The sequence below is a fragment of the Paenibacillus sp. J31R120 genome (genome assembly GCF_056269225.1).
The window spans coordinates 69,824-95,589 of sequence record NZ_JBWDNN010000014.1 but is presented as its reverse complement, the minus strand read 5'-3'; the positions used below and the strand labels follow the sequence as shown (position 1 = coordinate 95,589).

At 53.7% G+C, this 25,766-nt stretch carries 23 protein-coding genes and 1 other annotated feature (1 of these 24 cut by a window edge); of the genes, 3 read left to right on the top strand and 20 right to left on the bottom strand.

Features of this window, described 5'->3' with window-relative positions; all coding sequences use genetic code 11:
• Positions 1 to 526: 526 nt before the first annotated feature.
• From AC0YNW_RS28380 to AC0YNW_RS28300, 17 genes are all read right to left on the bottom strand, one after another.
• Positions 527 to 1,393, bottom strand: a complete 867-nt coding sequence (locus AC0YNW_RS28380; RefSeq protein ID WP_475834738.1) for a 5'-3' exonuclease — start codon at positions 1,391 to 1,393, stop codon at positions 527 to 529.
• A 62-nt stretch (positions 1,394 to 1,455) separates the two neighbouring features.
• Positions 1,456 to 2,685, bottom strand: coding sequence for an aminotransferase class I/II-fold pyridoxal phosphate-dependent enzyme (locus tag AC0YNW_RS28375; RefSeq protein WP_475834739.1), 1,230 nt, complete (start codon positions 2,683 to 2,685; stop codon positions 1,456 to 1,458).
• The gene (locus AC0YNW_RS28370; protein WP_475834737.1) at positions 2,685 to 3,056 is read right to left on the bottom strand and encodes an arsenate reductase family protein; all 372 of its coding nucleotides are present in this window, start codon (positions 3,054 to 3,056) and stop codon (positions 2,685 to 2,687) included. The genes AC0YNW_RS28375 and AC0YNW_RS28370 overlap by 1 nt, the downstream gene beginning before the upstream one ends.
• 2 nt (positions 3,057 to 3,058) lie before the next feature.
• Positions 3,059 to 4,063 (bottom strand): RluA family pseudouridine synthase, encoded by a 1,005-nt coding sequence (locus AC0YNW_RS28365; RefSeq protein WP_475834736.1) that lies wholly within the window; start codon positions 4,061 to 4,063, stop codon positions 3,059 to 3,061.
• Between the two features lie 7 nt (positions 4,064 to 4,070).
• Positions 4,071 to 4,673, bottom strand: coding sequence for a cob(I)yrinic acid a,c-diamide adenosyltransferase (locus tag AC0YNW_RS28360; protein WP_475834735.1), 603 nt, complete (start codon positions 4,671 to 4,673; stop codon positions 4,071 to 4,073).
• Between the two features lie 110 nt (positions 4,674 to 4,783).
• Positions 4,784 to 6,001: an aminotransferase class I/II-fold pyridoxal phosphate-dependent enzyme gene (locus AC0YNW_RS28355; protein ID WP_475834734.1), complete on the bottom strand. Its 1,218-nt coding sequence runs from the start codon at positions 5,999 to 6,001 to the stop codon at positions 4,784 to 4,786.
• Positions 6,002 to 6,018: 17 nt separating this feature from the next.
• On the bottom strand, positions 6,019 to 6,510 hold the full coding sequence (locus AC0YNW_RS28350) for an Lrp/AsnC family transcriptional regulator (RefSeq protein ID WP_387476442.1): 492 nt from the start codon (positions 6,508 to 6,510) through the stop codon (positions 6,019 to 6,021).
• A 102-nt stretch (positions 6,511 to 6,612) separates the two neighbouring features.
• On the bottom strand, positions 6,613 to 6,999 hold the full coding sequence (locus tag AC0YNW_RS28345) for a spore coat protein (protein WP_475834733.1): 387 nt from the start codon (positions 6,997 to 6,999) through the stop codon (positions 6,613 to 6,615).
• A gap of 36 nt (positions 7,000 to 7,035) precedes the next feature.
• Positions 7,036 to 7,257: a hypothetical protein gene (locus tag AC0YNW_RS28340; protein WP_475834732.1), complete on the bottom strand. Its 222-nt coding sequence runs from the start codon at positions 7,255 to 7,257 to the stop codon at positions 7,036 to 7,038.
• A gap of 60 nt (positions 7,258 to 7,317) precedes the next feature.
• A complete protein-coding gene (locus AC0YNW_RS28335; protein WP_475834731.1) occupies positions 7,318 to 8,490 on the bottom strand; it encodes a Ger(x)C family spore germination protein in 1,173 nt (390 codons plus the stop codon).
• On the bottom strand, positions 8,487 to 9,959 hold the full coding sequence (locus tag AC0YNW_RS28330; RefSeq protein ID WP_475834730.1) for a spore germination protein: 1,473 nt from the start codon (positions 9,957 to 9,959) through the stop codon (positions 8,487 to 8,489). The genes AC0YNW_RS28335 and AC0YNW_RS28330 overlap by 4 nt, the downstream gene beginning before the upstream one ends.
• Positions 9,956 to 11,041 (bottom strand): GerAB/ArcD/ProY family transporter, encoded by a 1,086-nt coding sequence (locus AC0YNW_RS28325; RefSeq protein ID WP_475834729.1) that lies wholly within the window; start codon positions 11,039 to 11,041, stop codon positions 9,956 to 9,958. The genes AC0YNW_RS28330 and AC0YNW_RS28325 overlap by 4 nt, the downstream gene beginning before the upstream one ends.
• 99 nt (positions 11,042 to 11,140) lie before the next feature.
• Complete coding sequence (cysK, locus tag AC0YNW_RS28320; RefSeq protein ID WP_387476454.1) at positions 11,141 to 12,058, bottom strand: cysteine synthase A; 918 nt, start codon at positions 12,056 to 12,058, stop codon at positions 11,141 to 11,143.
• Positions 12,059 to 12,076: 18 nt separating this feature from the next.
• Positions 12,077 to 13,309 carry an MFS transporter gene (locus tag AC0YNW_RS28315; RefSeq protein WP_387476456.1) on the bottom strand — a complete coding sequence of 411 codons (1,233 nt, stop codon included), beginning with the start codon at positions 13,307 to 13,309 and terminating at the stop codon, positions 12,077 to 12,079.
• A 101-nt stretch (positions 13,310 to 13,410) separates the two neighbouring features.
• Positions 13,411 to 13,947 (bottom strand): hypothetical protein, encoded by a 537-nt coding sequence (locus tag AC0YNW_RS28310; RefSeq protein ID WP_475834728.1) that lies wholly within the window; start codon positions 13,945 to 13,947, stop codon positions 13,411 to 13,413.
• A gap of 113 nt (positions 13,948 to 14,060) precedes the next feature.
• Entirely contained in the window at positions 14,061 to 14,483 is a 423-nt protein-coding gene (locus tag AC0YNW_RS28305) for a DUF350 domain-containing protein (RefSeq protein ID WP_119798728.1), read from the bottom strand.
• A gap of 12 nt (positions 14,484 to 14,495) precedes the next feature.
• Positions 14,496 to 16,859 carry an endonuclease MutS2 gene (locus AC0YNW_RS28300; RefSeq protein ID WP_475834727.1) on the bottom strand — a complete coding sequence of 788 codons (2,364 nt, stop codon included), beginning with the start codon at positions 16,857 to 16,859 and terminating at the stop codon, positions 14,496 to 14,498.
• A 188-nt stretch (positions 16,860 to 17,047) separates the two neighbouring features.
• Here AC0YNW_RS28300 and AC0YNW_RS28295 point away from each other — a divergent pair, with 188 nt between their 5' ends.
• From AC0YNW_RS28295 to AC0YNW_RS28285, 3 genes are all read left to right on the top strand, one after another.
• Complete coding sequence (locus AC0YNW_RS28295) at positions 17,048 to 17,407, top strand: phage holin family protein (protein WP_475834726.1); 360 nt, start codon at positions 17,048 to 17,050, stop codon at positions 17,405 to 17,407.
• 212 nt (positions 17,408 to 17,619) lie between these two features.
• Complete coding sequence (locus AC0YNW_RS28290) at positions 17,620 to 18,015, top strand: cupredoxin domain-containing protein (protein ID WP_475834725.1); 396 nt, start codon at positions 17,620 to 17,622, stop codon at positions 18,013 to 18,015.
• A 182-nt stretch (positions 18,016 to 18,197) separates the two neighbouring features.
• A complete protein-coding gene (locus AC0YNW_RS28285) occupies positions 18,198 to 18,878 on the top strand; it encodes an SDR family NAD(P)-dependent oxidoreductase (protein ID WP_387476466.1) in 681 nt (226 codons plus the stop codon).
• Positions 18,879 to 18,994: 116 nt separating this feature from the next.
• On the opposite strand, the gene zapA is transcribed toward AC0YNW_RS28285, so the two are convergent.
• The 3 genes from zapA to pheS form a co-directional block, all read right to left on the bottom strand.
• Positions 18,995 to 22,018: a cell division protein ZapA gene (gene zapA, locus AC0YNW_RS28280; RefSeq protein ID WP_475834724.1), complete on the bottom strand. Its 3,024-nt coding sequence runs from the start codon at positions 22,016 to 22,018 to the stop codon at positions 18,995 to 18,997.
• A gap of 145 nt (positions 22,019 to 22,163) precedes the next feature.
• On the bottom strand, positions 22,164 to 24,605 hold the full coding sequence (gene pheT / locus AC0YNW_RS28275; RefSeq protein WP_475834723.1) for a phenylalanine--tRNA ligase subunit beta: 2,442 nt from the start codon (positions 24,603 to 24,605) through the stop codon (positions 22,164 to 22,166).
• Between the two features lie 26 nt (positions 24,606 to 24,631).
• Entirely contained in the window at positions 24,632 to 25,666 is a 1,035-nt protein-coding gene (gene pheS, locus AC0YNW_RS28270) for a phenylalanine--tRNA ligase subunit alpha (RefSeq protein WP_119798978.1), read from the bottom strand.
• Positions 25,667 to 25,736: 70 nt separating this feature from the next.
• Positions 25,737 to 25,766: a binding site (T-box leader), on the bottom strand (it continues 222 nt past the right edge of the window).

Here is a 25,766-nt window from a genome sequence, read left to right as displayed (position 1 = left end):
CTGAAAGCGCCCACTGCGCAAGAAATATTCTTCCGATCGCTGTTGTATCCAGATTCCTTGAACAATATGTTATGGTTGGAATCCGAATACAAAGGCGAACGCTTCGCTTCTACAGTACATTTTCTTGCTCCGCTTGCTCTCAGCCATGGAGGGGTTAAGAGAGGAAAACAACCCGAAAAAATCGTAACTAATCATTTTCGGCTGCAAAATTTCAGATCGTGTGACTTATAGCTGAGGGCGCCCACTGCGCAAGAAAATATGCTTCCGAACGCTGTTGTATCCAGATTCCCAGAAGAACATATATCGGATGAAATCCGAATACAAAGGCGAACGCTCCGCTTCTCCAGAACATTTTCTTGCTCTGTTTACCTAAGCCACAAGGGATAATAAAAAAGAAACCGCTCCTTCATCAAATGGAGGCACAACCTGCCATTTGGAAAAGGAACGGTTTTTGTGTACATGCGATTTGCTATGAAACAACAAGCTGGACAGCATTTCTGCCCTCCATATCATCATCGTTTTTCAACTAGCTGATCAACGCAACCAGACTCTTAAACTCCAACTCCTCAAACTTGTTCAGCACCGTATTCCGGTCATAGCTCCAGCCGCATAGGCTCATATCAGTGTCCAGCGGTGCGTTGCAATGAATCGTCGCAAGCTGGCGTGACAGATGCAACATCTCAAGATCAGCTTCAATCTTCGCCCGGACCGTCTTGGATACGGAATCCAGATTCGCGAGCAAGCCATCAATCGATCCATGCTCCAGAATGAGCTTATGCGCCGTCTTCTCGCCGATGCCGCGAACGCCAGGGTAATTATCGCTCGTGTCGCCCATTAAACCCTTCATATCGATGATTTGTTGCGGAGTCAACTGCTTTTCCTCCAGCAATGTCGTTGGCGTATAAACCATGTAATTGCCGATGCCCTTCTTCATAATGGCAATGGATACGCAGTCATCTACAAGCTGAAGCATATCGTGATCGCCCGTTACGACGATAACCTCGGCTTCATGCTTGAAACGGTTCGCCAGCGTGCCGATACAATCGTCTGCCTCGTAACCCACAATACCGACATTCGGCACATTAAAGCTCGCCACAACATCCTTCACCAAGTTAAATTGCGGAATCAAATCCTCCGGCGCGTCGGGCCGATTGGACTTATAACCATCATATTGCTCCGTACGGAACGTCTTGCTCCCCATATCCCAGCAGCAGATCACATGGGTAGGATTGAATTTGTTCACCGCATCCATGAAATAACGGACGAAACCGTGTACGGCATTGACAGGCAAGCCGGAGCTTGTCCGTCTAATGCTGCCCGTAAACGATGTTGCAAAATAAGCTCTGAACAGAATTGCCATCCCGTCCACAAGCAGAAGTCTTTGTTCATTCAAACCATTCAACCCCTAACTTCGTCATAAGCAAGCATTCGCTTCATACAAATGCTCCATTACGATCATTTTATCACAAGCTCTCCCCGGATAAATCGTCCAATTCGTGCCGCTGCTTCCAACAGCCTGCTTTCATCCTCGACAAGCGCGATACGAACATAGCCCTCTCCCTCTGTGCCAAAAGCCTCGCCAGGCACGACGACAACACCCGTTGCCTTAAGCATTTCCTGGGAAATGGTTCTGGAGGTCCACGCCACTCCCGTGTCCCAAGCCATCTTCGGCAGCGGTGCCCAGACGAACATTGTCGCTTTAGGCGGCTTCATGTCCCATCCTTCCGCACGCAGCGCGTCCAGGAACAGATCACGCCTGCGCTCGTATAGCTTGCCTACCTTCGGCTTGTCTGGCGCAGCCATCGCTTCTTGAAGCGCCACAACCGCCGCCTGCTGAACCGGATAGAAGGCACCATAATCGATATTCGCCTTCAGCTCACGCAGCGCACCAACCGCTTCCCGGTTGCCTGCCAGGAACCCGATTCGGCAGCCCGCCATGTTGAAGCTTTTGGACATCGAATGGAATTCCACCGCTTGCTCTGATGCCCCAGGCAGCTGCAGAATGCTCGGCGGTTCATTGCCATCAAAGCCCATCTCGGAATAAGCAAGGTCATGAACGACCAGTACCCCGTGCTCCTTCGCTTTCACCAGCACCTTCTCGTAGAACGCCAGATCGGCTACAGCGGACACCGGGTTGTTCGGATAGTTTAGCAGGATGAACTTGGCACGGTCCCACTGTTCCTCCGTGATGGCATCCATATCGGGAAGATATCCGTTCTCCTCCCGCAGCGGCATCAAAATCGACTCGACCCCGGCAAGCGCAAGCGAGCCTTCATAGATGGGATAACCCGGATTCGGCAGCAAGGCTGCATCACCAGGATCACAGATGGCCATCGCCAGATGGGCAAGCCCGTCCTGCGAGCCCAGCAGCGTGACCATTTCGCTTGCGGGATCTACGGTGACGCCGAAGCGATGCTTCATCCAGGCCGCTGCCGCTTCCTTGAAGGGCATGCCGTCCTTGGTTGCGGGATACGCATAGTTGCCGGCCTGAAGCGCGGCTTCCGCCAAGGCGCGTCTGACCTTCTCCGTAGGCGGCTGGTCCGGACTGCCGATGCCAAGGTCAATAATATCTTTACCCTCCTTGGCTGCTGCCGCCTTCCATGCCGCCACTTCCGAGAAGATGGACGAACCGAGCGCCGACAGCCGCTCCGACCGCCAAGCTTTGCTGCCTTTGCCAGTATCCATCATGACCGGCCCCAAACCTGCTCGTATTGGTCTTCCTTGTAGCCTACGGTGACCTGCTTGCCGTCCGTCACGATGGGACGCTTAATCAGCATGCCGTGCGAAGCGAGAAGCTCCAGCTTCTCATCATCCGTCATTCCCGGCAGCTTGTCCTTCAGTCCAAGCTCGCGATACACCTCGCCGGACGTATTGAACAGCTTCTTTATGTCCATGCCGCTGATTTGCAGCAGCTCCTTCAGTTCCTTAGCCGTAGGCGTATCCTCTACGATATGACGAGTCGCGACCTCATTTCCTTTGGCCTTCAGCGATTTGATCGCCGCTTTGCATGTGCTGCATTTCGGATATTCGATAATCGTTACTTTACGTTCTGACATGATTACTCTAAGTTCTCCTTCCGATATGTACTAGTGGAACTGCTGGTTTCATCCGCTCCAAGCAGCTTCTCCAGCCTCGCCAGCTCCGCAGGCAGAGGCGCTTGCCATTCCATCGGCACTTTCTTGATCGGATGCACGAACCCCAGAATTTCCGCATGAAGGGCATGGCGTCCTGCGGCAAGCTCCCACTCTTCTACGCGGCGGTCATGCTCCGGTCCATAGAACTTCTCCCCAATGAGCGGACATCCGATATGGCGCATATGTACACGAATTTGATGGGTTCTTCCCGTCTCCAGCTTCAGCCTAACGGAAGCAGCCGGCGTCCCTTCCCTTCCAGGGTACGAGGCGATGACCTCATAATGCGTAATGGACGGATAACCGTCCGGCCTTACTACACGCAGATGCGGCTGCTCATCATCCCGGTCTATTGGTTCATTGATGGTACCGGCTGCAGGCACAGGCACGCCATATACATAAGCGCGGTACAGCTTCATAACAGTTCCCGCCTGCAACTGCTCCGAGAGCTGCTGATGCACATAGCTTGTTTTTGCAATGGCGACCAGCCCCGACGTCTCCTCATCCAACCGGTGAATCGGCCGGAAACGGACACGCTCTCCCCTCTCCTTCCAATGATGGACAACACCATTGGCTAGCGTGTTCGTATAATGGCCATGTGTCGGATGAACAATCATGCCCGCCGGCTTATTCACGATGAGCAAGCTATCGTCTTCATATACTACTTCAATCGGAATGGGCTGGGGCAAGATGTCTTCAGACTCTTCTTGCTCCATCCGAAGACGGATCGTATCGCCTGACTTCGCAATCGCCGTCGTATAAACCCGCTCCTCATTCAGTGTTAGCCCGTGTTCGGTCAGCTTGACCTGGGAAAGCAGCTTACGGGAGACGCCAAGCCTCCGCTCCAATATCGTTCGAACCTGCTTGCCGTCATCCGCATCCGTCACCTCGACGACAAGCGGGGCGTAGTAGCGTCCATTCCATTGTTCCATTGCTGCTTCAGCCTTTCTCCTCGTTAACGCTCTTGGTCTTCACCTTGCCCTTGCGGAATACTTCCGCACTTCTGATATACTCCGTGTCCGGCACGCTAAGCTTGTAGTTGGCGACGCGGGCTGCTGCAAAGAAATAATCGGAGAGCCGGTTCAAGTAGATCAGTACATCCTGATTAATCGCATGCTCGCCCGATAGAGTAACGACCCGGCGCTCCGCTCTGCGGCATACCGTTCTGCACACATGGAGCATGGATGATAACGCGCTGCCGCCAGGCAGAATAAAGCGCGTGAGCTCAGGTGCTTCCACGATATAACGGTCAATCCACTCCTCCATCCGCAGGGCCGGCTCGCCATTCATCTTATACGGAACACCTTCTTTGGCATACGCCAAATCTGATCCGCAATCGAAGAGCTCATGCTGAATGTCAAGCAAGTAACCTGCCATTTCCTGGAGCGATTCATACTTCGCCGCTTCAGCCTGCGCCTGGCCTACGAAGCTGTTCAGCTCGTCAATTGTGCCGTACGCCTCTACGCGGATATCATCTTTGCCGACTCTCCCGCCAATGAGCGACGTCTGGCCTTTGTCTCCAGTCTTTGTATATAACCTCATCTGTTCCCTCCTAGTTCCTCGAACGGGCGTAAGCCCCAGTACAGCCTATTATCCTTGTAGCTCCGCTTATAGCAACAGCAGGCCGGAGGGACTCCTGACCTGCTGATCGGCTAGCCTTGCTTTAATTGATGTACGAAATTTCCGATGCGGTCTAGCGCTTCGGTCAACTGTGTAACAGATGTCGCATACGAGCATCTTAGATGCCCCTCGCCGCCTAGACCGAATACGTCGCCCGGCACCGCCGCGACGCCCGCTTCTTCCAATAGCCGCTGGGAGAATGTCTCGCTCGACATTCCGGTTGATGCGATCGATGGGAAGGCATAGAAGGCGCCTTGCGGCTCATGGCATTCCAGCCCGATCTCCCGGAAGCCCTTCACGACAAGCCTGCGCCGCTGATTATAAGACTCGACCATGCGATCCTTTTCCTCCAAGCCATGCTGAAGCGCCTCAAGCGCCGCATATTGCGCCATAACCGGAGCACACATAACGGTATATTGATGAATCTTAAGCATGGCAGCAATAATATCGGTATGCCCGCAAGCATAACCCATCCGCCAGCCCGTCATCGCGAACGCCTTGGAGAAGCCGCTAACCAGAATAGTCCGGTCCTTCATGCCCGGCATCGCCGCGAAGCTGACATGCTTGGAACCGTACGTCAGCTCAGCATAGATTTCGTCCGAGATGACGATCAGATCGTTCTCTTCCACAAGCTTCGCGATCGGCAGCCAGTCCTCATAGGTCATGATGCCGCCGGTCGGATTGCTTGGATAACATAAGATAAGTACTTTGGAGCGCGGCGTAATTACGGCTTGCAGCTGCTCCGCCCGCAGCTTGAAGTTATCCGCAGCGAATGTCTCGATGCCAACCGGCACGCCGCCGCTCAGAGCCGTTATCGGTGAATAAGAAATATAACAAGGCTCGGGAATCAGAATCTCATCGCCCGGCGTAATGAGCGCGCGGAGCGCCAGATCAATCGCTTCACTGCCCCCTACCGTCACGATTACCTCACTTGCCGGATCATATTCGACCGAGAAAGAGTCATTCAAATATTGCCCGATCGCCTCCCGAAGCGCGGGCATTCCCGCATTCGACGTATACTGGGTCTTGCCAGACTCCAGTGAATATACAGCCGCCTCCCGCACATGCCATGGCGTAACGAAGTCCGGTTCGCCAACACCAAGCGTTATGATATCCTTGCGCGTGCTGACCAAATCAAAAAACCGGCGGATTCCCGACGGTTTGATGTCTCGAACAAGAGGAGACAAATAGTCAGCCATCGATTGACGCTGCACAGGGATGGAGGTTCCTTGCGATTTCTCTCTAATCATCACCATCACCCTTTATGTTACGGCGAAACCATCAACCGATGGTCACCTTCGTTTTCCTCGAAGATGATGCCGTCCTGTTTATATTTTTTCAATATGAAAAAGGTCTTGGTCGAAAGCACCGCATCAATCGGCGACAGCTTGTTGGACACGAACGAAGCGACTTCCTTCAGCGTCTTCCCTTCAACCTCTACCAGCAAATCGTAGGCTCCTGACATCAGGTAGACCGATTTTACTTCCGGGTACAGATAGATTCGCTCGGCGATGCCTTCGAATCCGCGCCCCCGCTCAGGCGTAATTTGCACTTCGATCAAGGCCGTTACCTTCTCGTCGTCCACCTTACTCCAGTTCACAACTGTCGCGTATTTGACGATAATATGGTCTTGCTCCATCGCGGCAATGGCTTCCTTCACTTCCGCTACCGGATGATCCAGCATGGTCGCGATCAGCTCCGCGTCCCTGCGGGCGTCTTCCTTCAGCAGTTCCAATACTTTTAACTGTAATTCGTTCATGCCAAAGCTCCTTCCAGCTCGCCTGCGGTTATAAAAAATATATTACACCTAATCCCCTTTTCCTGCAAAGAATTTGTGCAATAAAAAAGACCCCGAAGGGTCTTAGCTATAATAAGGCTGTTGCTGCTGACCGGACTGCTGCTGGTGAATCGGATTGAAGAATGATCCTTGCTGCGATCCGCCTAGTGCTTGCTGAAGCTGCTGCTTCGTTTTTTGCGCCGTCTGCTTGTATTGCTGCGCCTGCTTGTCCAGCTCTTGTCTAAGCGCCGGAGACGCCGTATTATACATGTTGCTTTGCTGCATCGCCTGGAACAGCTGTCCCTGTGCCTTCAGCGTATTGTCGAGCAGCTTGGTGAACATCTGGCGAATATCCGGACAAGTGGACTCCGTAGCCGCCGTCGCGTATTCTCGAACGACGCGCTTCAGATCCGACAACACCGTCGAAGCCAGATCTTCCTCTGTCAGTATGGATTGCGATTGCTGATTCATCTTATTCCCTCCAATACGATATAGAATCTCATGTGGTTATTGCGGCTGGGTAGGCGCCATCTGCTGATGGTGCTGAATCGCGTGCATAAGCGAATCATAATGCTGTTGATGCATTTGAATCATTTGGGAACAGCAGTTCTTGATTGCTGGTGTTGTTGCGATCGAGACCGCCGCCGCACATTGCTTCATAAGCAGGTCCTCATTAGACATGGAATCCGCAATATACTCCAGTTCCTTCACTGTCATAGGCTGCAGCATGGTAATCCCTCCTTTGCTCTTGAAATGCTGACTTCCGTATTATGAGCCAATTCCCTTATTTTATGTGCCGCTTCTCAATTGGAATTTTCCCGAATCCGTCAGATCCAGCTTCACTTCGATTTCCACAAGCTGATCCTGCTGCGGTGCCCAGTCCTTGTCCTTGACATGCTTCTTCCAGTAGCTGTGGTGATAGCGGTACAGATAGTGCTCGAGTTGATAGACGTCCATCCCCCGCTTAAGGCAGAAGCGGTAAGTGGACTCAATCTCGTCTCTGACTCTTTTTTCAATAGAATCCACAATTTCGCGCTCGGACATCTGCCCGTCTAATTCCACTACATGCCCCTTCAGCTGCACATTCAAGCGAAAAACCGCCCTGTCCGGAGTCGTCGAATCAATGCGGAACCGATGGGATGACTTCGTCACTGAAATCGTTGCCTCGTTAGCACCGCCTCCTGCCTTCGCGAACACCTTGTCGAATGATTCATCCAGCCAGCGGACGCCGGGCAAGTCCTTCTCCAGCGCATAGCCCTGATACTTGAAGTTTTTGAAGACAAATACGCCATCAATGAGCTGAGTGTTCATCTTTTTTCTGCCGTGGCGCCAGTACGCCTCCGTCGTATTTAGAGCCGGCAGCAGCGTTGTCATAGACGGCTCTCTAAGCTGTTGTACGGCATTCTGCATCTTAAGCGGTTTTGTGAACGTGTACTGCACATCATGCGGTCCTGGCATGTACAGAATGCTGTTTAGCGGCGACTGGTCAAAGAAGTTTTGCGTCGTAAAAATATTTTCGATCGGCTCGTTCGTGCCGTAGAGCAGCGATGTATATCGCGAAGCGCGCTGACGGTTCAACCCGTCCAGCACATCCGCTATTTTGCCGAGCGCCCGCTCATGTACGACAATCGTTTTGAGATGCTCCAGATTAAGTGTCGTATAGCCGCCGCGGCTCAAATTGTAGAAGGCGAGCAGCACGGAATCTCCTTTGCCCTGACCGATCCATATCTTCTGCGATTGCTGCGGAGACTCTGTCTTGGCTACAGCTGCAAAATTAATCATCTGGGTGTAGATGACGTATTCGCCATCCTTGTAATCAATGCCCATTCCCGATATATAGCTAACATCCTGCAGATTTACCTCGTCCCAGCAGCCGGTTAGCAGAAGACATCCGAGCGCAAACGCTATTGCCGAGATTCTACGTGTCCATGCAGACCAACTCCTCAGCTTCCAGGCAATCATGATCGCTTCCTCCGGTTAGAATTCAGCTTCCACGGCTTCTGCACCAGCGATGAAATGGCATCCTTGATGTGGAGCGGCGCAATCGGCTGCATATAAGCCTGTCCGAACGATTCAAGCGAGCACATATACAGAAGCAGTCCGAACATGCCTACAAAAAATCCGAACATGCCCAGAATAGACGATAAAATGAGAATCACGACCCTGAACAGGCTGACGGAGCCCGCGAGCGACTGGTTCACCAGCGTAAACGTGGAGACAGCCGATACCGCCGCCACAACTAGCATCGTGGGCGAGGTCATGCCTGCCCGGATGGCCGCATCTCCGATAATAAGACCGCCGACCACGGAGACGGTCTGACCGACCGGACGGGGCAACCTGACACCGGCTTCGCGGAATACCTCGAACAGCGTCAGCATCAGGAACATCTCCATCGTTGCCGATAGCGGCAAGCCGATGCGGGAGATCGTCACCGTCGCCAGCAGCGTAAAGGGCACCTGATCCGTATTGTAGGACGACAATGCGACCCAAAAGCCCGGCAGGAATAGAGACAGCAGCAAGCCCAGAATTCTAAGGAGACGCTCCAGCGACACATAGTAATACGGCAGATGGGTGTCTTCTGGAGATTTAATCAGCAGCAAGAGATTTCCCGGGCCGATCAAGGCAGCCGGTGAGCCGTCCACCAGAATCGCGAATCGGCCCTTCATCAGGGATTGCACGACATAATCCGGCCTGCCTACGTAGTCGAGCAAAGGAAACAGCGCCAGCGGACGGTCGGACAACCGCTCCTCCAGCTCGCCCGCCCCGTTCACAGACGGAAGATGCAGAGACCGAATTCTCCGTCTGACCTCGTCCACGAGCCCAGGCGGTGCTTGATCCTCCATATGCATGATCGCTATCTCTGTCTGGGTGTCAGTGCCGACTTTGTGATATTCAATATGCAAGTTGGGGGTGCGGAGTCTCTTGCGCACAAGCGCAATATTGACCGACAGTTGCTCGACAAAGCCGTCCCTTGGCCCTTTAAGCGACAGTTCCATAGAAGATTCCTCTGGCGTCCGTGCAGGCTGATTGGCAATATTGCATTCATAGAAGCCTTCCTCGTCCGAGAAGACTACGATTACGCTTCCGGCGAACAGGCGGGCATAGATGTGATCCGGGTCGTCAGGGTCAAGCGGAACGAAAATCCGGCTGGGGTGGTTTTCCTCCGAGCTCTCCGGCGACAGCGGTGCTTCGTTATCCTGCTTCCATTTCTCCAGCGTCGGCAGCAGGCCCAGATGATACATCTGGCTATCAATGAGCCCGTCGCAATAATAAATATAGGCCAGACGCTCCCGGCTTCCCCCGATATGCACCGTCTGCTCCATCACATCATTGCAAGGCCTGATTCGCTCCCTGAATTCCTCCAAAGTAAGCCGTTTTTTATGCCGCCTGTTTTCTCCTGTCGGTTCTTCATTCTGCATATTGCCGCTCATGGATTCACCCGCCTTTTCTTCAGGAAGCTGATGGCATAAATCACGATAATCAGACTCATCGTGACAACACCGAAATACTGGAAACCAAAACCGATGATCATCCGATACTGGATCATGTGGTTCGTCCAGTAAGCAGCCATGCCACCGAACATAACGGCAAGGAGAGCAGGAGCGATCCATTTATGTCTCGAACGGCTAAGCGGATTGAACTCCAGTATGAGGTATATCGCCAGCGACACCCGTATGAGAGCACCGGACAGCCACTGAAAGATAGCAAAGAAATCGACATGCTCGAAATAACGGCCGATCGACACCAGCCTCCACTGCGAGAATGCAGGATAACGCATCTTCTCCGCTTCAATCGGACCAAACTCGGCTATAGCGCCAGTCAAAGGACCGATAGCCAGCAAACCCAAGAAAAAGATGAGAACCACCAGATGCCACCGTTTATAGCTTTTCTTCAAGTGATGCTGCATGAACAAAAGCATAAACAGCTCGCTGAATGCCGTCAGGCAGTTGATGGAAGCCCTCACAACAGGAGAAAAGCCGAATTCCAGCATCGGCAGCATATAACGGTAATCCTTATGAGGCATGTTCGTGGACATGACGAAATCGCCAAGCAACACGACCAAAGGCACAAGCAGACAGCTCATAAAGGCAATCGTTCTTAGGCCCATGCAAGCAGCGTATAGACAAAGAGCAAGAAAAACCATTGCAACGACATACGTAGGCGTATTGGGCAAATAAGTCGTTCCTGTCCATGACGATGTGACAATTAAGGTTTCAGAGCCAACCAGGAACAGCACCAGCAGAAAATAACCGATAATGATCCATGCGATGACAGGATGCACACGGTCCTTTAGCCACTTGTCAAACCTTTGGTGATTGAGTTTTTTGAGCAGGTTGAAAAAAGGGATGGCTGTCCAGGGCAAAATGACGATAAAGGCGAAAATAACAGCCATCCAGGCGTCGCGCTTTGCATAGCTCAGCAGAATGGGGACAATTAGCACGTGGTTGACCAGGCCGACCGTTAAAATCAATATGGCGATAGACGGAATTATTCCGAAGGGTTTTACTTTCATGGCATTCACTTCCTCACAACCAAAAGGTTGCCCAGAAGCGAATGCCAAAATGCATATAGAGAGGTAAAAAATGATAACTAAGAGGATAAAAGAGAGGGATTAAAACACATCCATGCTTAAGTAACGCTCGCCTGTATCAGGCGCAATACAAACAACGCGCTTGCCCTTACCAAGACGTTTCGCTATCTGCATGGCCGCCCATACGGAAGCACCGGAAGACGGTCCTACCAGAATGCCTTCCTTGCGGGCAAGATCGCGCATCGTGCGTAAAGCATCCTCGTCGGAAGCTTGAATGATTTCATCATAGACGGACGTGTTCAGAATGGCTGGCACGAAGCCTGGGCTCGTGCCTACCAGCTTATGCGGACCCGGCTGGCCACCCGACAAGACGGGAGAGCCCATCGGCTCAACGACCGCTACATAAAGACCGGGGACAAGCGCCTTCAGCGTTTCTCCGGTTCCTGTTATCGTACCGCCGGTACCGGCAGTTGCGACGAAGGCATCCAGACGCCCTTCGCATTGATCCATAATCTCCAGTGCAGTTGTGGTACGGTGAATATCCGGATTAGCCCTGTTCTCGAATTGATTCGGAATGAAGCTGCCGGGAATGCCTGCACGAAGCTCTTCCGCCTTACGGATTGCGCCCGGCATCCGTTCGGCTGCCGGAGTCAGCACGACTTCCGCGCCGTATGCCTGCAGCAGCTTGATTCGCTCCGCTGACATATTGTCCGGCATGATCAGGATCATCTTATAGCCTCTTGCGGCGGCGGTCATCGCAAGTCCAATCCCCGTATTGCCGCTAGTCGGCTCGATCACCGTATCACCGGGCTTGATCAAGCCCTCCCGCTCCGCTGCCTGAATCAGCGAGAAAGCGGCTCGGTCCTTGACGCTGCCGCTTGGATTGAAGCGCTCCAGCTTCACGCACACATCTGCGCTTCCTTCTTCGGCCATCCGGTTTAATTGCACAATCGGCGTATGACCGATCAATTGAGTCACATCAGACACTGCTTTAGCCAATAGTCATCCTGCCTCCGTTCATCTTCCTATTCGATCTGCGGCCGTCCGCCGCCGAGTTACTCCCTGCTGCAAAAAAGGCCTCATCCACCACCAACCGGCAATCGGCACGAGACCAACTGCGAGCATAAGCCATGTAATCGCCCTCGGCGAATGGTAATGAGGTATAACGATCAAATATGCGGTTAACCCAAGCAATCGACCTGACGTTAGCGCCATCTCCCGCAACACGATAAATTCTTCCCGGTGAGCGGCGCTCTCTTGATTGCGGCCGATCACATCGAACACTTTGGTCGTCATCGGGATCATATAGAAGGGAAGGAAAAGCGAAGTACCAATGCCGAACAACAACAAAGTAGAATACGACACTTCCCAAAACAACGGCAATATAACGGCGGCAATCATGACCACGCCTGCCAGCATCGACCATGTCAGCCGCAGCTTGCCCATCCACCTGCCCGCCAGGCCGAAGCTAAACAACGCGACCAGCGACGTGATAAGAGAATAGAGGCCCAGCTTGCTCTCGGTACGCGTCGCGATATAGACGGTCAAACCGACAAGAAACATAAAGACGCCTTCCCTGACTCCTTGCGCCGCAATCGCCGGAAACAATCTCCGCCATGGATTTCCCTTCTCCATTAATTGCTTCAGGCCAAGCGTCCATTCATACTGGCCTTCCCCATGCCGCTTCTTAAGCCAGAAGCTGAGCACAACGCCCAGCCCGAATATAGCCAGCGACAGCATGAAAATAATGCGGTAACCCTTCTCGCCTTGCATGGACGTAATGATCAAGCCCGATACCCACGGAGCTATAATACCGGCCGCAGAACCGAGAAGGCCCGCCCAGCCGTTATAGCGGTTGCGCGTGTCGGGATCTGTTACCTCGAAGTATACGACATTAAAGGCAAGCCAGAACAGGCCCATGGCAACCCCGCTCAGTACGCCAAGCGGGACAGCCCAATCCTTGGCTCCATTGCCGAGCAGCAGAACGACGCAATAAAAAATACCGGACAAGGCAATGCCCGTCCGCAGGCTGTGCATCTTGTTATGCTCCTTCACCCATTTGCCCGCAAGCCAGAACGTCAAGCCTCCCAGCGCGAATTGGGCGAACGTGAACCAGCCGATGATCATATACGAGCCGCTCGACTTCCATAGATAGACGGGAACGAATGTACCGGATAATGCACTTGAAAATCCGTACAGGGCTTGTACAACAAGGAGCAGAATTGCTTGCTTCTCCAATGCTTTTGCCAAAACGACACCTCCAGAACACGATCATTTCCGTGCTTAGACATTCGTTTTGTAACATGCCCTGATGCCGGTACACCCATGCCCGTCCAATATTGGCAGCAGTTCTAGGAATGGGCCTCCAGTCGGTTCACCATCTCTTCTCGGTCACGCAGACTTAAGAAGGACGCTGTGTGATAGCATGATGGACAGACATACAGGTGGATCGTATGCGGATTAGGCAATACGGAAATACCGATCGCCCCATTTTCCGAAGGCTTGTATCCCTCTCCACCTACCTTTTGCGTGCCTGTCTCGAGCATATACTCCCGGCATGCCGGACATTCCGGCACTTCAAGCTGCTCGTCGATCATACGCTGAATGACGCCTTCGGCCGCCAGCATACTGCGGTTGCCCCCACGGAATCCATTTTCATCGTTCATCCAGCTTGTATCTGGCTCGTCCTCTTCGTCCTGCCAATCCTCTTCGTCGCTGTCATCCTCGCTATTCCCTTGCTCTTCATCGCGCGCAAGTCCGACCTGCACGGAGCGGTAGGCGCTCAGTTCGTTTTCGCAATGCGGGCAATGCGTCTCCGGGCCAACCTCTTCATCCCAAATAATCTCCGACAGGCACCATTGGCACACCTGACTTTCTTGTTCTTGCATAGGGGTACATCCTCTCTAAATGTTAATCCAATAAATAATACCTACAATAAAAAACAGAATAGACACGACCAGCAGCGTCACCCACAAATATTTCATGCTTAAGGCCTCCAGCTCTACACGATAATCGTCGCCCCGATGACATAAGAAAGCGATACGGAAATAATCATAGCGATAAAACCGACTGCCCGGTTGTCTTTCTGAATTTCCTCATCAATACGGAATACGGGCGTCAAAAATTCAAACAAGAAGTAGGCGACCAGCAAGATAATGAAGCCGAATGCGCCCCACAGCAAGGAATGATAAATGGAATCATTGGATTCGATCGAGAAGCGGAAGATGTTGCAAATACCGAAGATTTTGCCTCCGGTCGCCATGGCCACTGCCATGTTTCCCTTCTTGATCTCTCCCCAGCACTTGTATTTGGTTACCAGCTCAAAGCAAGATAAAAATACGATAAGCGATAAAACCGTAACCGATACAAAGGCGAGCGTCGCCGCATACGGGTTGTCGAGCAGCTTATCGATCTCCGTTCCCATGAACGTTCCCCCCTAATTCAATTCAGCAACGGTTACGCCAATACCGCCTTCGCCGTAGTTGCCGTTGCGGAAGCTCTTCACATGCGAGTGCCTGCGCAAATATTGCTGGATGCCCGTTCGAAGCACGCCTGTGCCCTTCCCATGAATAATATACACTTGACCGAAGCCCGAAAGGAAGGACTCATCGAGGAATCGGTCTACTTCCATAATAGCCTCTTCCAGATTCTCGCCTCTGAGATCCAGCTCCATGCGGACATGATCGTCTCTTGTACGCGTCAGGCTAGCCGCTGCTTTCGGCTGAACCGCCTTCTCCGGCGCCTTCGTCTTCACAAGCTCCATATCGTTCAAAGCTACCTTCATTTTCATGATGCCAAGCTGAACGGTAGCGTCTGTACCATGTATATCGACCACAAGACCTTTCTGATTCAGGCTGTAGACCATAACTTCATCGCCGGCTTCGATTTTTTGCGGCTTGCCCGCCGCATTGCCTTTGCGCTTCGCGCTTGGCTGCTCCGGCATCGCCTCGTCCAGCTTGCGGCGCGCTTCAATGAGCTTATGCTCCTTGACGGATGCGCCTTCCTCCATCGCCAGCTTGCGGAGCTCGGCAATGATCTCCTCTGCCTCCCGCTTCGCTTTGGCGACAGCTTCCCGCGCTTCTTCCTTGGCTTTCAGAAGCAGCTTCTCTTTCTGCTCCTCGAAGCGCTGGCGCTCCTCTTCATGCTTGGCGCGCAGCTTCTCCATTTGCAAGCGCAGAGATTCCGCCGATTGACGCTCCGATTCGGCGCTAAGCCGATTCTCTTCCAGCGACGCAATCATATTTTCGACCCGCAGATCCTCTTCGCTAACCTCACCGCGCGCATGGTCGATGATGGGGCGCTGCAGCCCCAGTCTCTCCGCAATTGCGAATGCATTGCTTCGACCCGGGACGCCGACAAGCAGCCGATAAGTCGGACTAAGCGAGGCGATATCGAATTCCATACTGGCGTTAATAACGCCCTTGCGGTTGTAAGCGTACGCCTTCAGCTCGCTGTAATGAGTGGTCGCCACAATACGGCTTCCCAGCGCATGAATATGCTCCAATATGGCGATTGCAAGAGCAGAACCCTCCGCCGGATCTGTACCCGCTCCAAGCTCGTCAAGAAGCACCAGGCTCTTCGACGTCATGGCGTTCAGAATGCGAATAATATTGGTCAGATGGCTGGAGAATGTACTGAGGCTCTGCTCAATGCTCTGCTCGTCGCCGATATCGGCATAGATGGCATCGAAGACGCATAGCTGGCTGCCATCCTCCGCCGGGACGAACAGCCCCGACATCGCCATCAGGCTGAGCAAGCCGATCGTCTTGAGCGAGACGGTCTTGCCTCCTGTATTCGGCCCTGTCACGATAATAGCCGTGAACTGATTGCCCAGCTCTACATCCAGCGGAACGACCTTGTCCCGGTCGATCAGCGGATGCCGGCCCCGTTTCAGCTTCAGGAAGCCACGGTCATTCATGCGCGGCTGTGTCGCCTTCATCACATGGGCGAGCCGCGCCTTCGCAAAAGCAAAGTCAAGCTGTCCCAGCAGATCGAGGTTCACGAGAAAGTCCTCCACATATTCCGCGGCATGCGCTGTCAGCTTCTGGAGAATTTTCTCGATTTCGCGCTGCTCTGCCGCCTTCATCTCGCGAAGACGGTTATTCATCGCCACAATCGCTTCCGGTTCAATAAACAAAGTAGCGCCGGATCCAGACTGATCATGGACCAGTCCGCCAAAGCTGGAGCGGTACTCCTGCTTCACAGGAATGACATACCGGTCGTTGCGCAACGTAATAATGGCATCCTGCAGCATCTTCTGCACAGAAGAGGAGCGGATCATCGCCTCCAGCTTCTCGCGGATGCGGGATTCCCCCGTTCGCAGCTCCCGGCGAATCGCACCAAGCTCGGAGCTGGCGCTGTCCAGCACTTCCGCCTGCTCGTCAATGCAAGCGAATATAGCATCCTCCAACGATTTGTGCTCGCTGATTCCCTCCGACAGCGCCTTCAGCATCGGGATGGGATGCTCCTCGTCGATTATCTCGATATGCTTCTTCACCCTGCGTCCGCCGCGCGAAGTGGAAGCAATGTCCAGCAGCTCCTGCGGATTCAGCGTGCCGCCAATACGCGCTCGGTGAAGCGGAGCGCTAATGTCGGCCACGCCCCCGAAGGGAGCGCTTCCCTTCAATCGGTCTGCGGCATAGGCTTCTTCGGTCGCTTGCAGCAGCAGCTTCACGTCTTCCAGCTCTGTCACAGGCTGCAGACTCTCCGTGACTGCTTTCCCCAGCGACGTGCTGGCGTGAGCCGTCAATCTATTTATAATTTTTGGATATTCCAATGTCATCAATATTTTGGCGTCCAACTTTTAACACTCCTCTCGCCCTTATATTATAGCCGAAGCTGTATGCTGATGCACGAGGAGAGGATGGTTTAGATTAATTCGTACCATACATAATCCCGGCACCCTTGGCAACACTAAAGATTGAACCCACAAGAACCATTATCGGCTATCCCAGCTTCCCACACACATTTGATTAGGAGGAATTAGATATGACCTTTCTTGGACATGTGGTCCGTTTTATCGTCTCGGCGCTCGTCTTGATGGTGGTCGGCTTTATCGTGCCGCAATTCAGCGTCGGCGGATTCTGGAGCGCATTCTTCCTGGCTCTGGTTATCGCTGCTCTAGGTTGGATCATTGAAGGCATATTCGGCAAAAAAGTGACACCGTTCGGACGCGGCATCGTTGGCTTCATAGCTAGCGCAGCGGTCATCTGGATCGCTCAATTCGTTGTCGGAGGCGTGACTGTAACTTGGCTTGGAGCGATCCTGGCGGCGCTGGTCATCGGGATTATCGACCTGTTCATTCCCGTCAGCACTCCTTATGAAGCTGGCAGACGGCGTAACGATTAAACAGTCAAACCGCTATACCATATGCATGCCCCGCCTGTTGCGCCAAGCAGGCAGGGGCTTTTTTCATGAAATCATACTTTGTTCAACGCAAGTTCATCACTTTGTCATAGTGTTGTCACGACAGCGGCTTTATACGTCCAACATTTAGGTTAAAATGAAAGGGAATCTGATTAAAACAAAACCTGAAAAAGCGTTGGAAGGGGAACTTAATTATGAAAAAATGGCTTGTATTCGCATCTATGCTCGCACTCGCCCTCGTTATTGCGGCTTGCGGCGCCAACTCCGATAATAGTAAAGAAACGACGGGTTCGGCGAATAATGGCGCTGGCAACGAAGCTTCAGCTTCCGATTCCGAAGTCGTGATTACGGCGAAAAACTATGAGTTCGATCAAAAGGAATACCGAATCAAAGCTGGCGAAACTGTCGATTTGACCGTCAAATCGGCTGGCGGTGTACATGGCGTGAGCATTCTAAAAACCGATTACAATATCGGTAACAAAAAGACTGTAGCTGTTAAATTTGACGCTCCAGGCACCTACGATATGATCTGCAACGTTCCTTGCGGTAGCGGACATGGCCTGATGAAAGCCAAGCTTATTGTAGAATAAGATAGAATACATGGAAGGTCCGAATTCTGTTTTGTGAACAGAATACGCGGCCTTCTTTTTATATCCAAATCTCAATTACCGCCAATCCCCGCTTCCAATCATCCGTAGAGAAGGAGCCCTTCCAATGCCAAGCCTGCTCTGATAAGATAAGTTCACAACACCTCGCGAATGGAGGAATGCAAATGGGCGTATTGGATGGACGTGTCGCATTAGTGAGCGGAGCTGGAAGCGGCCTTGGCCGGGCATCCGCAATTGCTTTCGCTGACGCAGGGGCGAGAGTCGTGCTTCTGGGCAGACGAATCGATAAGCTGGAAGAGACCTCCTCGGCTCTGGCCGAGCGAACCGGAAGACCTGCGCTGGTCCTTGGCGCCGACGTAACTGACGAGCAGCAGGTGGAAAAAGCGGTTAACGCTGTCCTGCAGCATTGGGAGCGTATTGATGTTCTGCTTAATAATGCCGCAGTGCTGGAGCAGGGCTCCGTACTCGAGCTAACCTCCGAAGAATGGCAAAATCAAATCGCCACCAATTTAACCGGTCCCTTCCTGCTGACCAAGGCTGTGCTGCCTGCCATGAGGAAACAAAAATATGGTCGTATCATTAATATTACATCCAGCCTGTCTCGTAACGGCGCGGGAGGCTTCGTCGCCTACAGTGCAGCCAAAGCTGGACTGGAATCGCTGACCCGCACGGTAGCAGACGAGGAGCATGAGCATGGCATTCTCGTCAATCTCTACAACCCGGGCACGCTTCGCACGGAAATGCATGCCACAGGCAAAGACCCCGCAATCGTCACGCCGGATATCGTACGATTGGCCAGCCTGTCATTCGGCGGCCCTACCGGCACGATACATTCTTACGGATAATGGACGAAGATACAACAAGCCTCCGAGCCCTCATTAACTGAGGAACCGGAGGCTTTTGATTGCATAGGGCTGTGTGCCCTTGTCCATTAGGAATTTGATAAAGCCGGTTACGATAGCTAGCTCTGCTCGATCAGTTCGATCCATTCATTAAATTCCGTCTGCAGCTTGGAGTATTCAATCTTCAGCTTATGATGCTCATTCTTCAGCGCCTCATATTCCTTGGCAGTCTGGGATGTCTGTCTCGCCGCTTCATCACGCTCAAGCTGCAAATCGGCGATTTGATCCTCCCACTGATCCTGGCTGCTTGATGCGGAAGCCGCCTCACGAATGGCCAGCTCCATCTGCTCTCGCAAGCTCTCTTCCTTCAGCTCCAGCTCTTCTTTCAAGCGTTTGGCTTGTTTGACTTCTCGTTCGAGTTCATCCATTCGCTCCTGCTGCTCCTCCAGTTGACGGCTCAGTTGCTCCTGCTGTTCAATCGACGATTCCAGCTGGCTGGAGGCGATACGCTCGCGTGCTGCCGTAAACTCCAACTGCTGAAGCAGCTCCTGTTCTGTGGCAAGCTGGTCATCCAGCTTCACCTGCAGCTTCTGCAGGGCTGAGAGCTGATCCGCTTCCAGCTTCGCTTTAAGCGATGCCTCGTCTTGTCTGTGTTGATCAAGCTGCTTCAACAGCTCTTGCTCGGCAGCTTCCAGCCGCTCAGCCTTCACAGCTTGCTCTTGCAAAGCCGCTTCCTGCGACTGAAGCTTAGCCGACAGCTCGCTGATTGCACTCTCCCGCTCCCCGAGCTTCACAGTCAGCTCGCTTGCCTGCTTCTTCTGCTCCTCATCACGGGCAGACAGTTCTTCCGTTTGCTCCTCTTGTCGGGCAAGCTTAGCGGACAACTCGGCTTCCGCCTTCTCCTTCTCCGCGAGCTTAGCAGCCAGCTCTCTGGCTGCGCTTTCCTTCTCGGACAGCTTGGCTGACAGCTCTCTAGCTGCGCTTTCCTTCTCAGACAGCTTGGCAGATAATTCATCTTCGACCAGTTGAAGCAGCTCCATCTGCTCCTGCAGCTCGCGAATAACGGCCTGATGCTGCGTCTCCAGCTTCTCGTTCATTTCATCCTGTTCCTGCTGTTGAAGCTCAAGCTGCCTCTTCAGCTTGCCTTCCGAAGCTTCCCGCTCTTCCAGCATGGCGGCAAGCAGTTGCGATTCATCCTGTTCCGCTTTTAGCTGCGCTGCTAGTTCATGTGCTTCCTTTTCCACCGAATCCAGCTTCGATGCCAGCTCTTGCGCTTCCTTCTGCGTCGAATCCAGCTTCGATACTAGCTCCTGCGACTCCTTCTCCGCCGAATCCAGCTTCGATACTAACTCCTGCGACTCCTTCTCCGCCGAATCCAGCTTCGATGCCAGCTCCTGCGCTTCCTGCTGAGACAGCTCCAGCTTGGACTTCAGTTCCTGCGCTTCGTTCTGCTCCAGCTCCAGCATAGCGGCGAACTCCTCGGTTTCCTTCCGCTGCTGCTCCAGCTTGGATGCCAGCGTCTGCGCCTCGCCTCGATTAGCTTCCAATTCGCTTTGAAGCTCGACTTCGGCAGCCTGCCACTGTGTCCATTTTGCTTGCCACTCGCGCTCAGCCGCTTCGCTATCCGCAAGCCTTGCCTGCCATTCCTGCTCTGAAGCCCGATATTGCTCCAACTGTTCGGCAAGCTCCAGCTCTTTGTAACCCAATTGATCCAGTTGCTCCTGCAAAGCCCGCTCTGCTTCCTCAGCCGCCACGAGACGCTTCCGAAGGGCGTCCAACTGCTGCTCAAGCTCAACTGCGCGAGCTTGATAATCATTCGCCAGCTGCTGCTTCAGCTCTTCCTGGCTTGCAGCCCACCGCTTGCGTTCTTCCGCGAATTCGCTTGCTTGGTCCGCCGCTTCGTCCAATTGCTCGGTGTATGCCTGCTGCTCCTGCTCCAGCTGAGCCATGCTGGACCGCAGTGCTTCCTCTTGCTCCATCGCTTGCGAGAGCTGCTCGTCCGCTACCGCGATCCGATTCTCGTAAGCCGCTTTCTCCGCTTCCAAGCTCTGCTGCAATTCGGCCAGTTGAGCTTGCAGCCTGCTTCGCTCCTCCAGCCAGCCGTTTCTGCGGCGCTCCAATTCTTCCTTCGCAGCTTGCTCCTGCTTCGAGAGCTCTGCCTGATGGAAAGCTAGAAGTCCATCTTTCTCCGCCATATGTCCTGCTGCAAGCTTGTCCTTCTCCGTCCGCTGGGTCGCCGCGAGCTGCTGCTTGTCCTTCTCCAAGTCGTCCTGCAGCTTCCGTTTGGCAGCTTCATGCTCCGCCTCCAGCTTCGCTCTCTCGGCCTGAAGCTCTTCCAGCTGCCTCCCCTTCAAAGCCTGAAGCTCCTCTTGCAGCAGCTCCTTCTCGATCCGGTACTCTTCCAGTAGCTTGGCGTTCTCCGACTGGAGTTCCTCGCGCAGCTTCTCCTGCTCAGACTTATGCGCCGCAAGCAGCGCTTCTCGCTCCGCGTCGCCGGCTTCCAACAGCCGGTCGCGTTCGCCGGTCAGCTCTGCGACTACTCGCTCCTTTTCCTGGCCAAGCTTGGCTAGCTCTGTCTCCAGTCTGCCCTTCAGCTGTACCAGCTCGGTTTTCTTCTCCACCGCGAGCGCTTCCTTCATCCGCTCGACCTCTTCCTCATGCTCTCGCTTCAACCGTAACGCACGCTCTTCACCGGCTTTGATGGATTCTTCTGCCGACGCCTGCGCTGTCAGCTTCTGCTCCTCAGCCATGGCCAACAGCTCTTCAAGCTGCTTATCGGCATCCGCTTTCAGCTCCCGGATCTGCTCTTCATTCGCTTGCTTCGTTTTCTCCAGCGTCGCTTCCAGTTCCCCGTTGCGATGCTTCTCCCACTCCAGCTGCTGGCGAGTCTCGATCGCGCGGCTTTCCTCCTCCTGCAAGCGAGCATTGTCGCGCCGGAGCCGGAATACGTCCTCCGTCGTCTGCATTGCAACTAATACCGCGAGCTTCTGCATGTCGAGTCGAGGGTTCGTCTTCGCCAGCTTCTTCATGTTCTCATCGATTGAACTGGCTACTCTTTTCATATATTCGATATTGGAGTGACCCTTAATTTTGTATTGAATACCATATATGTCAACGGTTACAACAGTTTGTTCTCCATCCATGAAGTCGTATCCCCCTATCATCCAAATCACATTGTTGCCACGTCGCCTGCTTCTAAAAAACGTCCGGAATTCACCTCTACCGGTATAAAAAGCCGCATCGACGTTCACTAGGAACTAATTCGATGCGGCTTTGGATGTTTCCTGCCTACTTACGCAATTCTGCTCCAAAAGATTGTTCCAAATTCTGGACGACCTGACTATGCAGCGAAGTCACTTCTTCATCTGTCAATGTGCGTTCCGCATGGCGGTAAACCAGCGACAGCGCAACGCTTTTCTTGCCTGCTCCGAGGCGCTCGCCCGTATAGACGTCGAACACGCGAACGGACTCCAGCAGCTCTCCTGCCGTGCTCCAGGCTTTCGCCGTCAAGCTGCCCGCCGCTACTTCCGTATCCACGACAACGGCGATATCCCGCTCAATCGCCGGATACTTCGGCAGCGTCTTGTATTCGATCTCGAAGCTTGCTTCCTCATAAAGCACATCAAGCCCAAGCTCGATCAAGTACGTATCCGCCAGATCCCACTCGACTTGCAGCGCGGGATGCAACTGGCCGACATAGCCGATTACGGCCGGGCCTGCCGCTGTCTCAAGCGTAATGGAAGCCGTTCTGCCCGGATGGAAGTGGGCTGGCTGCGCCGGAGCATAGCTGATCTTATCCGTTAGGCCAAGGGTTTCCACGATCGTCTCGACGATGCCCTTCGCATCATAGAAGTCATAAGCGACAGCCTTGCTGTTCCATGCAGACGCCGTCCGGTTGCCCGTAAGAAGTGCCGCGAAGCGATGCTTCTCCTGCGGCAGTCTGGTCAGCTGTTCTTCATCGGTATGGAAGACGCTGCCGATCTCGAACAGCGCGGCAGACTCGTTTTTGCGATTGCGGTTGTACACGGCTGTCTCTGCCAGCTGGGCTAGCAGCGCTGTGCGAAGCACACTGCGCTCCTCGCTCATAGGCATCGCCAAGCGGACGGGCTTCGCTTCCTCCGTCAGCGACGGGAACAGCTCCGTTCTTGCCGGGCTTGTGAAGGAGTAATTGATCACCTCATGCAAGCCGGAATCCGTCAGACGCTTGCGCAGCTCGCGGCGGATCGCCTGCGGCTTCGTCAGGGAGCCTTGAATAACGTCTCCATAAATAAGCGTAGTCGGAATATTATCATAGCCATGCAGACGGGCTACTTCTTCGATTAAGTCTACATCACGCGTAATTTCGGCGCGGCGCGTAGGCACTTCAACATGGAATTCATCTTGGGCACCCACCTCATAAGGGAATTGAAGGCGTCCGAAGATCGTGCGAACCTCCAGGCTCGACAGCTCCGTCCCCAGGTAGCCGTTAATCTTTTGCAGCGATACGGATATTTTGGTAGGCGCAACAGGCTGGGAGACGGACTCCACGATACCATCGGTCACCAAACCGTCAGCCAGCTCGGCAATGAGCGCAGCAGCACGGTTAAGCGCAGGAATAACGCGTGACGGATCCACTTCCTTCTCGAAGCGTACGCTCGATTCCGAACGAAGGCCAAGCTGGCGGGACGTCTTGCGTACGGTGCCGCCATCGAAGCGTGCGGATTCCAGAATAATATTGACCGTGCTCTCCGTAACTTCGGAGTTCGCACCGCCCATAACACCGGCAAGAGCAATCGGCTCGTTGCCGTCTGTAATGACCAGCATGTGCGGCTCCAGACGGCGCTCCTGATCGTCCAGCGTCAGCATCGTCTCGCCGTCTTTCGCCATGCGGACCACGATACGGCCGCCCGGTACGCGATCAGCGTCGAAAGCATGAAGCGGCTGGCCGTACTCCAGCATCACGAAGTTGGTTACGTCAACGACGTTGCTGATCGGACGAATGCCTGCCGCCATCAGGCGATTTTGCAGCCATTGGGGAGACGGGCCAATCTTCACGTCCTTAATATAGCGCGCGGAGTAATGAGGACATTGCTCCGTTGCGGTCACTTCAACACTTACAAGACCTTCCGTCTTCAGAGAAGCATCATGCACGGACCCGCTTGGCAGCTTCACCTCGCGCCCGGTCAGCGCGCCCACTTCATAAGCTACGCCAAGCATGCTTAGGCAATCGGAGCGGTTCGGCGTCAAATCCAGCTCAAGCACCTCATCGTCAATGCCCAGCACCGCGCTGATTGGCGTTCCAATCGCCGTAGCCGCCGGCAGCACAAGAATGCCCTCCTGCTGATCCTTCGGCAGAAGCTTGTCATTCAAACCCAGCTCCTTGGCGGAGCAGATCATGCCTTGCGACTCAACGCCGCGCAGCTTCGCACGCTTGATCTTGAAGTCGCCAGGCAGCACGGCGCCGATCACCGCTACCGGAACCTTTTGTCCCGCATCCACATTTTTGGCGCCGCATACGATTTGCAGCTCTTCGCCTGTACCGACATCCACCTTACAGACATTCAGCTTGTCGGCATCGGGATGTTTTTCTTTCGATTTGACATACCCGACTACGACGCCGGATACGCCTTTGTTGCGGGATTCCACTACATCGATCTCAATGCCGCCGCGCGTCATACGCTCCGCGAGCTCCTCCGCTGTCAATCCGTCAAGCTCGATATATTCATTCAACCATTGATAGGATACATTCATCTTCTCTCGTCCCTTCTATTCTATCGTCACATTCTGGCGAACTGGCCCAGGAATCGCAGATCGTTGGTGTAGAAATGGCGAATATCGTCAATGCCGTATTTCAGCAGCGCGATACGCTCAATGCCCATTCCGAACGCAAAGCCTGTCACTTCCTCCGGATCATATCCGCCCTTCTCCAGAACATAAGGGTGAACCATGCCGCAGCCCAGAATCTCCAGCCAGCCCGTGCCTTTGCACATCCGGCAGCCGTGGCCGCCGCATTGCACGCAAGTCACGTCAACCTCGGCGCTAGGCTCTGTGAACGGGAAGAAGCTGGGACGCAGACGGATTTGAACCTGCGGGCCGAACATCTGCTGGACGAATTGCAGCAGCGTGCCCTTCAGATCGCTCATCCGTACGCCTTTGCCAACGACAAGACCTTCCACTTGATTGAATTGGAACGAATGCGTCGCATCGTCATCGTCTCTGCGGTATACTTTGCCGGGGCAAATCACCTTCACAGGCGTCATGCCTTCCTTCGCCTCCATCGCCCGAATCTGTACAGGGGATGTCTGCGTGCGCATTAGAATGTCATCCGTAATGTAGAAGGAATCCTGCATATCGCGGGCAGGATGGTTCTTGGGCAAATTAAGCGCTTCGAAGTTGTAATAGTCCATCTCCACTTCCGGTCCTTCCGCAACGGAATAACCAAGGCCGATGAAGATATCCTCGATCTCTTGTGCTACCTTATTCAGCGGATGCACCGAGCCTGTAGGCAGCGGCTTGCCCGGAAGCGTCACATCGATCGTCTCCGCCATCAGACGGTTGTTCGTCTCTGCTTCCTGAAATGCGGCAGCCTTCTCTTCAATGACGCTCTCGATGGCTGAGCGCACGTCATTCGCCACTTGTCCAATAACAGGGCGTTCCTCTGCGCTTAATCCGCCCATGCCGCGCAATATTTCCGTCAATGCGCCTTTTTTGCCCAAATATTTGACCCTCAGGTCATTCAGCGCCGCCGGCGTCTCCACGCCCTGCAGCTCCTGCAGCGCCTCAGCACGCAGCTCCTCCAGTCTTGCCTTCACATTCATCGCCCCCTAATAGTGTCGCCCGGCTGATAGCTGCCGGAATCCATAAAAAAAGGCCCTTCCTCCCCGAAGGGACGGAAGAACCGTGGTACCACCC